The sequence below is a fragment of the Polymorphospora rubra genome (assembly GCF_018324255.1).
Taxonomy (GTDB): domain Bacteria; phylum Actinomycetota; class Actinomycetes; order Mycobacteriales; family Micromonosporaceae; genus Polymorphospora; species Polymorphospora rubra.
In genome coordinates this window covers 77,360-90,079 of record NZ_AP023359.1, presented here as the reverse complement: position 1 = coordinate 90,079, position 12,720 = coordinate 77,360, and the positions used below count along the sequence as shown (strand labels likewise).

Genomic DNA, 12,720 nt, shown 5'->3' with positions numbered 1-12,720 from the left:
CCACCCGGCCCGCCGCCGGCGACACCTCGCCCGCCCCGGCCCGCGCCGGGGCGGGCACTTCTGTTAGGAAACCTTACTGCGAGTTCTCCGTGAGGCATTGACGGTCGTTCATCTCGTGGCAATACTCGGAGAGCGCTCTCTGGTGGCCGGCGCTCCCCGGACCAGGCTGCCGCGGCACGATCAGGAGGACCGCTGATGCCTCACCCACGCCGACTCGCCGGCCTCGCGTCCGCCGCCCTGGTGGGTGCGCTCGCCCTCGGGCACGCACCGACCGCCGCGGTCGCCGACGCCGGGACCGACACCGCCGTGCAGCCGCTGGGTCGTACCACCCTGGGTGGCGCCGACCCCAGCGTCATCCGGGTCGGCGGCCTCTACGTCTCGGCCAAGTCGGTGGACGGCGGCGTCGCGGTGCGGACGGCAGCCACCCTCGAGGGCATCGCCACCGCGCCCAAGCGTCAGGTGTGGCGCGACACCGGCAACCTCGGCGAGGTGTGGGCGCCCGAGATCGTGCACCACGACGGCCGCTACCACATCTACTTCGCCGCCGGCCGCAGCGCCGCCCACCGGATGTACCACATCAGCTCCGCCACCGCCGACTCCGGCTACTCGGCCGCCACGAAGGTCGCCCTGCCCGGTGACAAGTGGGCGATCGACGGCGTGCCGTTCACCCACAACGGCCAGCGCTGGTTCGTGTGGTCCGGCTGGGCCGGCGACACCAACGTGGAGCAGAACCTCTACATCGCCCGGATGACCAGCCCCACCGCGACCACCGGCGGCCGCCACATCATCTCCCAGCCGCGGGAGTCGTGGGAACGCGTCGTCGGCAACCCGTACATCAACGAGGCGCCCCAACCGGTCCGCGACCCGAACGGGCAACTGCACATCGTGTACTCCGCCAACGGCAGCTGGAGCAGCCGGTACTGCCTGGCCGACCTGCGGCTGCGCGCCGGCGGCGACCCGACGTACGTCTGGGACTGGTACAAGAGCAACGGCTGTCTGTTCGGCTCGCACCCCGACAACATGATGTCGGGCTGGCACGCGACCCTGCACGTCGACGGCCCCGGCCACAACTCGTTCGTCCTGGAGCGCGGGGACATCGCCACCAGCCCGCCGTCCGGCAACCGGTTCCCGACCATGTACCACGCGGTCGCCAAGGGCACGCCGTACTCGTGGTCCAACCGGTACTGGTACACCGGCACGGCCGTCTGGTGGGGCAACACCACCTACCGGCGGGCCAACGTTCCCGGAGCCACCACCGACGTCGGGTACAGCCTCAAGTTCTTCGAGTGACCGGCGGTGCCTCGGCGACGACCGTGTAGAGCGTGACCGCGGCGAAGAAGTGTTCGCCGGCCAGGTGGGCGAGCCACCGGCGGGCGTCCTCGGCGGTCAGGTAGCCGGCGGTGACCGCGCGTTCGGTGTTGCGCTGGAGTCCGAGGATCTGGTCGGCCGACCCGGCGTCCCGGAAGACGGTGGTGACCGGGACCACCCGGGTCACCACGAACCCGGTCTCGGTGGCGAGCCGGGCGAGTTGTCGGCCGAGTACGCCGTTGCGGACGATCCGGTCGGTGAGGTGGCGGGTGTAGGCGCGGGACACCGCCAGGTCGGGGTGGTCGATCGCCAACGAGTCCCAGTCCGGTTCGCCCATCACGAGCCTGCCACCGGGCCGTAGCACCCGCAGCAACTCGGCCAGCGCCCCGGCGGGGTCGGTGACGTGTTGCAGTACGCGGTCGGTTCTGGCGCCGTCGACGCTGCCGGTCTCCAGTTCCAGGGCGTGGACGTCACCCTGCTGGACCCGTACCCGGGGCAGGTCGGCGGTGCGTTCCCGGGCCACCTCGACCATCTTCGGGTCGACGTCGAGGCCGATCACCGTACCGCTGACGGACACCGCTTCGGCGATCTCCCGCAGGTCGGTGCCGGGACCGCAGCCCACGTCCAGCACGGTCTGTCCCGGTCGGACGGCGAGGGCGCCGGCCATGACCTCCTTGTAGGCCCGGGCGGCGTCGGTGGCGGCGACCCGGTCGAGATAGCTGACCGGGCCCGGCGTCGCCGCCTCGAAGACGCTGCCGGCCACCCGGGTCATCGACCGCAGCTCGCGGTCGAGCGCCTCACGACCCTTGGCCGTCAGCCGTACGGGGCGCTGCCGGCCCGGTCCGGCGACGCGTTCGACGAGCTGTTTCGTCTCCAGTCGGGCGAGCGCCCCGTACAGGCTCCCGGGGCCGAGCCTGTTGCCGGAGAGCTTCTCGACGACCGCGTTGATGGCGTACCCGTGCAGTGGCCCGTCCGCCAGCGCGCAGAGTACGAGCACCTGGGCGTCCTGGGTGCGCATGGCCTGACCTCCACCAGATCGGTGTCGAGCAGTATAGTACGCATCACGTAGTACGCGGTGTGTACTAATCGGAAGCTGGCCGGGGGAGCGTCAGCGGTCCGGGCCGGCGGGACCCGGCTCGAGTTCCCGCAACCGGGCCGCGACCTCCGCCGCCTCCGGGGTGCCCAGCGCCGCATAGCCGTCGAGCGCCACCCTCCAGTGGGTACGGGCTGCGGCGTGCTCGCCGAGCGCGGCCCGGGCCCGGGCGATTCCGTCGTGGGCGCGCGCCCGCTCGAACGGCTCGCCGAGACCGGCGGCCAGCGCGAGCGCCCGCTCGTGGTGTGCGGTCGCCTCGGCCGGGCGCCCCAGCGCGCACAGGCTGTTCCCGACACCGTTGAGCATCTCGGTCTCACCGTGCTGGTCGTCGAGGTCACGGGCGATCGCCAGCGCGTTGCGGTAGTGCGTGAGCGCCTCGGTGTCGTTCCCCAGCGCGTGGTAGGTGGAACCGAGGTTGCCCAGCGTCCGGCCCGCGCTGATCCGGTCGCCGGCCTCATCGGCGATGGCGAGCGCCTGCCGGTGGTGGTCGATCGCCTCCTCGAACCGCCCCATCCGTTCGAAGGTCGCCCCCAGGTTCCCCAGCGTGAGCCCCTCGCCTGGGCGGTCGCACAGTTCGCGGGCGATGTCGAGATCCTGCCGGTAGTAGCCGATCGCCTCCTCGTAACGGCCCAGCCGCCAGCAGACGTTGCCGAGGCCGCTCAGGTTCGCGCTCTCGGCGGGCCGGTCGCCGAGCGCCCGGCTGACCGCCACCGCCTGCTCGTGGCACTCCAACGCCTCCTCGTAGCGGCCCAGCCACAGCAGGATGTTGCCGAGGTGACCGAGGGTCCGGCCCTCGACCCGTTCGTCGCCGGTGGCCCGGGCCCCGCTCAGGGCCTGCCGGAGGTGGTCGACGGCGTCGTCGTAGCGGCCGAGCCGGAAGCTGGTGACACCGAGGTCGCTCAGCGCCCGGGCCCGCCGGACCGGGTCCTCGCTCCGGCTCGCGAGCAGGTGGACGATCCCGGCGTCCTGATGGTGCGCGCCGAGATCCAGGTAGCGGAAGAGCAGCCCGGACAGGTCACTGGGGAACTCGGGTACATCGTGGCCCGTCGGCTGCTCCACCGCGTACCGCGCCGCCGTGAGCAGGTTGGTGCGGGTCCGGTCCAGCCAGTCGCCGGCGGCCGACCGGTCGGCGAACGCGGGTACCGGCACGCCCGGTTCCGGTACCGCCGGCCGCCGGTGCCCCTCGTGCGGCGCGTACCGGTCCATGGCCCGCGCCGCCGCGTAGCGGTAGTGGCCGAGCAGCCTGGTCAGCGCGGCCCGCCGGGCACTGGCCGGGTCCCCGTCGCGGGCCCGCTGCCCGGCGTAGATCCGGACCAGGTCGTGGAGCTCGTACCGGCCGGCCGCCGGTCGACGCAGCACGGTGGCCGTGACCAGCGCGTCGAGCCGGCGGGTCGCCGTGGTCACGTCGGTGTCGGCGAGCGCCGCCGCGGCGTACTGGTCGAGATCGCGTCCGGGATGCAGCGCGACGAGCCGGAGCAGCCGCTGCTGCTCGGCCGGCAGCCCCTGATAGGACAGGGCCAGCGCGACGTCCACGCCACGGTCCAGGCGGAGCGTCCGGCGTTGCTCGACCAGCCGCTCCAGGTGGTCTTCGAGGGTCCACTCCGGGTCGACGCGGATTCGGCCCGCCAGCAGGCCGAGCGCGAGCGGCAGGTGACCGAGCTGCTCGGCGATGCGGGCGGCGGTGTCCGGCGCGGCGTCGATCCGGTCGGGGCCGGCCGCCCGGCGCAGGAACGCCAGCGCCTCGTCCGCGGTGAACACGTCCAGCCGTACCCGGTGGGTGACCCGCAGGCCGGTCAGCTCGGCCCGGCTGGTGACCAGGGTGAGGCCGGCCGGTCGGTCGGGCAGCAGCGGCCGGACCTGTTCGGCGCTGGCGGCGTTGTCGAGCACCACCAACGCCGGCCGGCCCGCCAACATCCGCCGGAACTCCGCCGTCCGGCCCGCCAGATCGAGGCCGTGGATCCGGTCGCCGGGCACCCCGAGCCGGCGCAGGAAGGTGTCCAGCACCGCCGCCGGGTCGGCCGGCGGCAGCTCGGGATCGTAGCCGCGCAGGTCCACGACCAGCTGCGGGTCGCCGTACCGGCCGGACCGGAGCAGCCGGTGCGCGGCATGGACGGCGAGCGCGGTCTTGCCGACGCCGGCCATGCCCTCGATCACCACGATCCCGGGACCGGGGTCACGCAGCCTGTCGAGTTCGTCGTCGCGTCCGCTGAACTCGGCGAGGTCGGCCGGGAGCGTCCCCAGCGCGGATACCACGACCGCGTCGCCGTCCCCGCCGGTGATCGCCCGGTATGCCTGCCGCCACTCGCCGGCCGCCGCCGCGTCGCCGAGGAGATCGCGCAGCACCGCCGCGATCTCCTCGACCAGCTCCACGTCGAGCCGGCTCCGACCGGGCTGCAGTGATCGGTAGACGGTGTTGTAGGCCGGCAGTTCCGGCACGCCGCGCCGGCGGCGGGACCGGACCACCCGGCGGTGCAGCTCCCGGTAGGACAGGCCCGACCAGGCGTGCAGCCGGCGCAGCCGCCGGACCATCTCGTCGAGGGTGCGCGTACCGGCGGGGCCGGGCGGGGGATCGGGGACCGGCTGAGCCTGATCGGCTTTCTGGACCGCCATCCCGCCATTGTCGGCGATCCCGGTGAGGCCCGCGAAAGCGACCTCGGAGAAGTCCGGCGGCACGTCGTTGGTCGAGTTTGATCGAAGTTCTCGACCGTCACCGGACGGGCTGCCATCGTGCCGGGCATGGTCCGACGGGTTCCGGTCGACGACCGTTCACCGGGACGCCGCGGGCGACCGGCCGAGGAGAAGGGGCCGGGTGCGGTGAGCGGTGCGCCCGTCGAGGGCGGCGAGTCGGTCGTGTTCCTGTCGCGGTTCGGGCGGCGCTTTGCCGCCGGCGTACGGCTGGCGGTTCTCGGCCCGGTCGCCGTGCTCGGGCTGGTCCGGGCGACCGGTGAGCACCTGGTGCCGACCGCCGTGGTGGTCGGCGGCGCGACGGTGTGGAGCGCGGTCTACGTCTGGTGGCTGCTGTGCCGTTCGGGACTGTGGGCGACGGCGGTCGACGTCGCGGTGATGGTGGCGGTGTGCCTCAGCATCCTCTGGACCGATGCGGCGGCGGAGAGCAACATCGGCTGGATCCGGCTGCTGGTGAGTTTCGCGTGCGTGGCGTACCAGTGGTACACCCCGCTGGTCCACGGCGTGGTGGCGACCGCGGGGGCGGCCGGAACACTGCTGGCCGTCGTGCTGCTGACCGGACCGGCGGCGGGCGTCGTGAACGCGGCGATCTGGGTGCTGGCCATCGCGACACTGTCCCGGACGGCGTGGACGCTGGTCCTGCGCGGGGCCGGGAGCGCGGACCGGCTGGCGATGGAGGCGGAGGCGGGCCGAAAGGCGCAGCGGGTCGCCGCCGCCGTCCGGGCCGACGAACGCGACCTCGTGAACGCACTGCACGACACGGCGGCGTCCACCCTCATGATGGTGGGTGGTGGCCAGGTCCGGGCGCACGACGACTGGCTGCGACCGCGGGCACGGCGGGACCTGGAGATGTTGCGCGCGTACGGCCGGCAGGCACCGTCGCGGTCCGACCTGGTCGAGCTCCTGCGGGCGGAGGTGGCGGCGGTCAACCGGCCGCCTATCCGCTTCTCCGCCCCACCGGTCCTGCCGGTGCCGGGCCGGGTCGGGCGGGCGGTGGCCGACGCGGCCAGGGAGGCGATGAACAACGTCGTGCGGCACGCCGCCGCCGGTGAGATGCGGGTGCTGGTGAGCGGGGACGGCGGCCGGCTGCGGGTGGACGTGGTCGACGACGGTCGGGGGTTCGAGCCGGACCGGGTGGGGCCGACCAGGCGCGGGCTGCGTGACTGCGTACGGGGCCGGGTCGCCGCGGTCGGCGGCACCGTACGGGTCACCTCCCGGATCGGTGCGGGTACCACCGTGTCGCTGGAGTGGCGTGGTGAGTGACCGGCACCGGGTCGCCATCGAACGCACGACGCGGGCCCGGCTGATGGCCCGGCTGCGGATCGGGATTCTGGCCGCCGGTACCGGTGGCCTGCTGTTGCTGAGCCTGCCGAACATGCTTCGGGACTGGGAGCGCTACGCGCCGGCGTGGGCGCAGGCGTGCGCGTTCGCGATGCTCGCCGCCGTGCTGTGCGTCGAGGCGGTGCTGGTGTTCCGGGGCCGGCTCGCGCCGGTCGGGTGGCAGTGGGCGGCCATCGGCACGGTGGTCACCGCCTCGGTGCTGTCGTACGCGGCGCTGCCGTACGGCCACGCCGCCACCGCCGGCGACTGGATCTTCGGCCAGGCCAACTGGGTCGGCCTCGCGCCGCTGGTCGGGCGGCCGCTGCCGGTCCCTCTCGCCTTCCTCACCCTGCACTGGGGCATCGCGTTGACGAGCATGCTGCTGAACACGGCCGCCGACCGGGCCACGGTGCTCCGGTTCGCGACCGGCTCGATCGGCGTCATCGGCTACCCACTGTGCATGGCGGTGACGGCCGCGGCGTTCCGGGGAATCGCGCGGTCGGCGGCCGCCGCGAAGTGGCAGACCGAACAGGTCGCCGTGGTGGAGGCCGCCGCGGTCGAGTCCCACCAGCGACGGCGGCAGCGTTTCGCGGACCTGGACCTCAGCATGGTTCCGCTGCTGGAGGGGCTGGCCGCCGGGCGGCTCGACCCGACCGACCGGGGTGTCCAGCACGACTGTGCCATCGAGGCGGCCCGGATGCGGCGGTTGTTCGCCGAGGTGGACGTCGTGCCGAACCGGCTGCTGCACGAACTGCGGCACTGTGCCGACGTCGCGGACCGCAAGGGCGTACTGGTGGAGCTGGACACCCGGGGACAGTGGCCCGACCTGCCGCCGCCGGTCCGCCGCGACCTCACCGAGGCCCCGCTCACGGTCCTCGCCACGGCCGCCTCCTGGGCCCGGGTCACCGTGGTCGGCGGACCCGACCTGGTCTGTGTGAACGTACTCGCCGACTGCGGGCCGGTGGACCTGCCCCGGCCGGTGACACCGCAGGTACGACTCGACACGTTTCGCAGCGAGGAGCAGCTATGGGTGGAAGTGTGCTGGCAGGCGAACGCATCACCGCGGTGATCGTCGACGACCACGCCGCGATCGCCGCCGGCGTACGTTACTGGTGCGAGCAGGCGCGACCGACGATCGAGCTGATCGACGCACGGGCCCGGATGGCCAACGTATGGACCGGGCCGGGCGCCGGCGCCGATGTGGTGATCTTCGACCTGGAACTGGTGCCGAAGAACCCCGCCTTCGGCGAGCTGCGCCGGCTCGCCGACCACGGCCGCCGGGTCGTCGTCTACTCCCAGCACTCGGACAGCCCGACCGTGCTGAAGTGCGTCAACCTGGGCGCGCTCGCATATCTGACCAAGACCGAGGGGCCGGAGCACCTGGTGCCGGCGATCCGCGCGGCCGCCGCCGGCCGGCCGTACACCGCGCCGTCGCTCGGCGGGGCGCTGGCCGGTGACGACGACCCGGGCCGCCCCCGGATCTCCCATCGGGAGGCGGAGGTGCTGCGGGCCTGGTTCGCCGCCTCCTCCAAGGAACTCGTCGCCACGCGCCTGAGGATCAGCGTCAAGACCGTCGACACCCACATCGAGCGGGTACGGATCAAGTACGCCAACGTCGGCCGAGCCGCCCGTACCAAGAGCGACCTCGTCACCCGCGCCCTCCACGACGGCCTGATCACGCTCGAGGAGCTGGGCACGGCACCCGATCCCGTGCGGTGACTGTGGGGTGTTCACCTGACACCGCGTGTGCCCGGTCTTCCATACCGTCAGCGCTGGGCAAACCCGCCCACGCTCACAGGAGGTACGACCTTGACACCCACAGCCAGCCGGCTGCCCGGGCTACGCCACGTCGTGGTCGCGCTCGCCGCGGCACTCACGCTCAGCATGTTCACCACCGGTGCCGTGGACGTGGCCGGCACCGCGCGCCCGGCCGCCGCCGATGCCGGCCCGGTCGTCGACGACTACCCCTACCGGGGGCAGAGCAGCGGCGTCGATCCGTGGAACTACTACAAGGGACAGTGCACCTCGTTCGTGGCGTGGCGGCTCAACGACCGCCTCGGCATCGACTTCACCAACCGCTACAAGGGGCAGCACTTCAGCAACGCCAACACCTGGGACGACGCCGCCCGACGGGCCGGCCTGACGGTCAGCGGCACGCCACGGGCCGGTGCGGTCGCGCAGACCGACGCCGGCTCGTTCGGCCACGTCGCCTGGGTCGCCCGGGTCAACACGAACGGCACGGTGCTGATCGAGGAGTACAACTGGGCGACCCCGAGCGGGTACGGCACCCGTACGGTCCCCGCGTCCAGCTTCCGCTACATCTACTTCGGCAACCCGCCGGCACCGGCGCCGGACCGGCCGGCGGAGAGTGTGAATGGTGACCGGTTCGAGGATCTGGTCGCGGTGGATGCGAACGATGTGATGTGGATGTATCCGGGTCGTTCGGCGGGGACGTTCGGTGGGGCGGTTCGGGTCGGTTCGGGGTGGATCGACAACTACAACCGGGTTGCGGTGGGTGATTCGAACGGGGATGGTTTCGCGGATCTGTTCGCGACGGCGACGGACGGGGTGTTGTGGTACTGGCACAACGACGCCAAGGGTGGTTTCAGTTCCGGGACGCAGGTTGGTCAGGGTTGGAAGGCGGTGCAGTGGTTCACCGTTGCCGACGTGAACGGGGACGACAAGGCCGACATCCTGGCGAAGGTCGGTGACTACCTGAATCTCTATGTCGGTACGGGTCGGGGGCAGTTCGCGGAGCCGCGTCGGGTCGGTACGGGCTGGAACCAGGTGTCGCGGTTCGCGGCGGGTGACGCGGACGGTGATGGTGATGCGGACATCTGGGGGACGAAGTCGGACGGGACGTTGCTGTTCTGGAAGGGCAACGGTCAGGGCGGCTTTTCGGCACCGGTCGTTGTCGGCGGGGGCTGGCAGGGGGTTCGTGAGTTCGCCGTGCTGGATGTCGACGGCGACCGTAGGGCCGACATCGTCGGTGTCAAGGCGAGTGACAGCACGTTGATCCGGTGGTCCGGGGACGGTGACGGCACGTTCGCGGCGCCGGTCCAGATCGGCCACGGCTGGTCCACCCACCGCCTCGCCAGCCACTGATCCATCACTGAATCACCACCGCCCGCGAATCGCGGTCGATGGCGCATGCCCAGAATCGAGCCCCAGGAGTTGTCCGTGAAAAGACGTCTTCTCGCCCGGCTGACCGCCGCGGCACTCTTCGGCGGAATGCTTTCCACCGCGCTGGTGAACAGCGCGTCGGCGGTTCCGCCCGAGACATACATCAGCAGCTACGCCGCCTCCGCCCAGACCGTCCAGCAGCAGTACGGAGTGCCGGCATCGGTGGCCCTCGGCCAGTCGATCCTCGAATCCGCGTGGGGCGAGAGCCGGCTGACCCGCGAACGAAGGAACTTCTTCGGCTTCAAGTGCACCGCGTCGAACGCGCCGGGCCCGATCGCGACGAGCTGCCACAACTATCCGACCCAGGAGTGCGGCCCGTCCGGCTGCCACACCGTCAACCAGTACTTCCGCGGGTACGCCAGCAGCACGGACTCGTTCCGCGACTACGGGCGACTGCTGCGGACCTCGCGCTACGCGGCCGCGTTCGACCACGTGGACGATCCCGACCAGTTCATCCGCGAGGTACACCGCGCCGGATACGCCACCGATCCGGAATACGCGAACAAGGTCATCAGCCTGATGCGCACCTACAACCTGTACCGGTTCAACACCACCGCCCCCGACCGGCCGGCGGAGAGTGTGGATGGTGACCGGTTCGAGGATCTGGTCGCGGTGGATGCGAACGATGTGATGTGGATGTATCCGGGTCGTTCGGCGGGGACGTTCGGGGCGGCGGTTCGGGTCGGTTCGGGGTGGATCGACAACTACAACCGGGTCGCGGTGGGTGATTCGAACGGGGATGGTTTCGCGGATCTGTTCGCCACCGCGACCGACGGGGTGTTGTGGTACTGGCACAACGACGCCAAGGGTGGTTTCAGTTCCGGGACGCAGGTTGGTCAGGGTTGGAAGGCGGTGCAGTGGTTCACCGTTGCCGACGTGAACGGGGACGACAAGGCCGACATCCTGGCGAAGGTCGGTGACTACCTGAATCTCTATGTCGGTACGGGTCGGGGGCAGTTCGCGGAGCCGCGTCGGGTCGGTACGGGCTGGAACCAGGTGTCGCGGTTCGCCGCCGGTGACGCGGACGGTGACGGCGATGCGGACATCTGGGGGACGAAGTCGGACGGGACGTTGCTGTTCTGGAAGGGCAACGGTCAGGGCGGCTTCTCCGCACCCGCCGTCGTGGGCGGGGGCTGGCAGGGCGTTCGCGAGTTCGCCGTGCTGGATGTCAACGGCGACCGTAGGGCCGACATCGTCGGTGTCAAGACGAGCGACAGCACGTTGATCCGGTGGTCCGGGGACGGTGACGGCACGTTCGCGGCGCCGGTCCAGATCGGCCACGGCTGGTCCACCCACCGCCTCGCCAGCTACTGACCGCGGGTGCGTGAACTGTGCCGGCATGTCGCTTCCGGACATGCCGGCACAGCCGCGCCGATGATTCCGCCGTGCAGCGACACCGGCGACGTTCGCGCAGTTGGTGGCGCGGCTCGTCCCGCCGCCGGGGTCAGCATCTGACGACGCCGCTGGACTGGTAGACCCACTGGAGAGTGGCGATCGACAGCGTCTCCCGGTGCCAGTACCGGAACGTGTACGTGAAGACGAAGGGCGACTGCACGTACGCCGAGACGCGCTGGCCGACGAACCGCTCGGTGCTCCCGACCGGTAGGTGGATGTCCCCGGCGCTGGTGCAGGCGGCGGTGCCGCTCCCGCTGGTCGCGGTGATCGTCGCGGTCGAGACCAGCGAGTCGCCGGAGCACCTGGCCACCAGGCTCCGCTGGTAGTACAGGTTCGACGCGGAGCTCACCTCCTGCACCATCCAGTACCGGTAGGTGTAGCCGCTGTTGGACCGGTTGCCGATGCGCGACCAGGTCAGGGCGACCGGCCGGCCGATGCCCGGCGGCTCGCTGAATCCGTCGGCCCAGCACAGGGGGTCGCGGGCCTGCGCGGTCGGCTGGGCCGACGCGGGAGTCGCCACCAGCGTGGGGGCGGCGAGGCCGAGCACGAGACCTAGTGCGAGAACCATCGCCCGCAGACGGTGGCCGTGGGGCGTGGGAAGGGTGCGATCAGCGGCCATGGTCCATCTCTCCGTTCGTGCGCCGACACGCGTGGTCGCGTGGTCGAGGTAACGTCGAACATAGAGAATATTCGATGGATCGTGGTCGGATGTCGTTGATCTGGCAGGGGGACGCGGGCTGCCGGCGGTGGCGGCCCGCCTGACCTCCGGAGATTGTTTCCGAACAGTATAGTACGCAGCACGTAGTACGCAGGGCGTACTAAGGGTGCTGCCACCCGGTCTCCGAAACCGTCGAAGGGCTGCCGCAGATGCGATTCACCGACCCCCTCCACGCCCTGTACGCCCGCCGGCTACGGCGACAGGTCGCGGCCGGCCGGTTGCCGGCGCACGTCGGTCTGGTCATGGACGGCAACCGCCGCTGGGCCCGCGAGATGGGCCTGGGTGACCCGAGCGTCGGCCACCGGTACGGCGCCGAGCACGTCGAGGACCTCCTGTTTTGGTGCGAGGCGCTCGCGATCAGGCACGTCACCGTCTTCGTCTGCTCGACCGAGAACCTGCGCCGACGCGACACCGCCGAGGTGGCCTACCTGATGCGCACCATCGAAGAGGTGGTGGCCGCCCAGCTCGCCCGGCCGGCGGCCCGCTGGCGGGTCCACGTCGCCGGCGCACCCGACATCCTTCCCCGGAGCACCGCCCACGCCCTCAAGGAAGCGGTGGAGGCGACCCGGGACTGCCCCACCGGGGCGCACGTGACGCTGGCCATCGGATACGGCGGACGTCAGGAGCTGGTCGACGCCATCCGTGACCTGCTGCACGACAGGGCTGGGGCGGGGCACACCGTTCAGGACATCGCCGACAGCCTGACCGTCGACGACATCACCCGACACCTGTACACCGCCGGTCAGCCGGACCCCGATCTGATCATCCGCACCAGCGGCGAGCAGCGCATGTCCAACTTCCTGCTCTGGCAGAGCGCCTACTCCGAACTCTACTTCTGCGAGGCGTACTGGCCGGCTTTCCGGGAGGTCGACTTCCTGCGCGCCCTGCGCAGCTATGCCGGCCGGCAGCGCCGCTACGGCGCCTGACGGCAGCGCCCGGCGTGCCGTCCGGTGCGGCGCGGCCGAACCCGACATCGGTGATCATGGTGATGCACCAGATCGGACGTTTTCGCAAGTCG

10 protein-coding genes are annotated in these 12,720 nt (G+C 71.5%); 7 read left to right on the top strand and 3 right to left on the bottom strand.

The genetic code is table 11. From position 1 onward, the window contains the following. Positions 1-195: 195 nt before the first annotated feature. Positions 196-1,290 (top strand): glycoside hydrolase family 43 protein, encoded by a 1,095-nt coding sequence (locus tag Prubr_RS00405; RefSeq protein ID WP_212820493.1) that lies wholly within the window; start codon positions 196-198, stop codon positions 1,288-1,290. On the opposite strand, the gene Prubr_RS00400 is transcribed toward Prubr_RS00405, so the two are convergent. Further along, positions 1,274-2,326: a methyltransferase domain-containing protein gene (locus Prubr_RS00400; RefSeq protein ID WP_212820491.1), complete on the bottom strand. Its 1,053-nt coding sequence runs from the start codon at positions 2,324-2,326 to the stop codon at positions 1,274-1,276. The genes Prubr_RS00405 and Prubr_RS00400 overlap by 17 nt on opposite strands. 90 nt (positions 2,327-2,416) lie before the next feature. Beyond that, positions 2,417-5,011: a tetratricopeptide repeat protein gene (locus Prubr_RS00395; protein WP_212820489.1), complete on the bottom strand. Its 2,595-nt coding sequence runs from the start codon at positions 5,009-5,011 to the stop codon at positions 2,417-2,419. 126 nt (positions 5,012-5,137) lie between these two features. Between Prubr_RS00395 and Prubr_RS00390 the strand changes: the two genes are divergently transcribed. The 5 genes from Prubr_RS00390 (at position 5,138) to Prubr_RS00370 (ending at position 10,903) form a co-directional block, all read left to right on the top strand. After that, positions 5,138-6,349, top strand: a complete 1,212-nt coding sequence (locus Prubr_RS00390; RefSeq protein ID WP_212820486.1) for a sensor histidine kinase — start codon at positions 5,138-5,140, stop codon at positions 6,347-6,349. After that, positions 6,342-7,475 (top strand): hypothetical protein, encoded by a 1,134-nt coding sequence (locus tag Prubr_RS00385; protein WP_212820482.1) that lies wholly within the window; start codon positions 6,342-6,344, stop codon positions 7,473-7,475. The genes Prubr_RS00390 and Prubr_RS00385 overlap by 8 nt, the downstream gene beginning before the upstream one ends. Further along, entirely contained in the window at positions 7,433-8,125 is a 693-nt protein-coding gene (locus Prubr_RS00380) for a response regulator (RefSeq protein WP_212820480.1), read from the top strand. Before Prubr_RS00385 ends, Prubr_RS00380 begins: the two co-directional genes overlap by 43 nt. Positions 8,126-8,215: 90 nt before the next feature. Beyond that, entirely contained in the window at positions 8,216-9,511 is a 1,296-nt protein-coding gene (locus tag Prubr_RS00375; protein WP_212820477.1) for an FG-GAP-like repeat-containing protein, read from the top strand. Between the two features lie 75 nt (positions 9,512-9,586). Continuing rightward, a complete protein-coding gene (locus Prubr_RS00370) occupies positions 9,587-10,903 on the top strand; it encodes a glucosaminidase domain-containing protein (protein ID WP_212820475.1) in 1,317 nt (438 codons plus the stop codon). 130 nt (positions 10,904-11,033) lie between these two features. Here Prubr_RS00370 and Prubr_RS00365 read toward each other — a convergent pair whose 3' ends face one another. Beyond that, complete coding sequence (locus tag Prubr_RS00365; protein ID WP_212820472.1) at positions 11,034-11,552, bottom strand: hypothetical protein; 519 nt, start codon at positions 11,550-11,552, stop codon at positions 11,034-11,036. Positions 11,553-11,851: 299 nt separating this feature from the next. Here Prubr_RS00365 and uppS point away from each other — a divergent pair, with 299 nt between their 5' ends. After that, a complete protein-coding gene (gene uppS / locus Prubr_RS00360; protein WP_212820469.1) occupies positions 11,852-12,628 on the top strand; it encodes a polyprenyl diphosphate synthase in 777 nt (258 codons plus the stop codon). The last annotated feature ends 92 nt before the right edge of the window (positions 12,629-12,720 follow it).

Coding starts and splice junctions, on each gene's coding strand:
- Prubr_RS00405 (WP_212820493.1), top strand. CDS start 196: ATGCCTCACCCACGCCGACTCGCCGGCCTCGCGTCCGCCGCCCTGGTG.
- Prubr_RS00400 (WP_212820491.1), bottom strand. CDS start 2,326: ATGCGCACCCAGGACGCCCAGGTGCTCGTACTCTGCGCGCTGGCGGAC.
- Prubr_RS00395 (WP_212820489.1), bottom strand. CDS start 5,011: ATGGCGGTCCAGAAAGCCGATCAGGCTCAGCCGGTCCCCGATCCCCCG.
- Prubr_RS00390 (WP_212820486.1), top strand. CDS start 5,138: ATGGTCCGACGGGTTCCGGTCGACGACCGTTCACCGGGACGCCGCGGG.
- Prubr_RS00380 (WP_212820480.1), top strand. CDS start 7,433: ATGGGTGGAAGTGTGCTGGCAGGCGAACGCATCACCGCGGTGATCGTC.
- Prubr_RS00365 (WP_212820472.1), bottom strand. CDS start 11,552: ATGGTTCTCGCACTAGGTCTCGTGCTCGGCCTCGCCGCCCCCACGCTG.
- uppS (WP_212820469.1), top strand. CDS start 11,852: ATGCGATTCACCGACCCCCTCCACGCCCTGTACGCCCGCCGGCTACGG.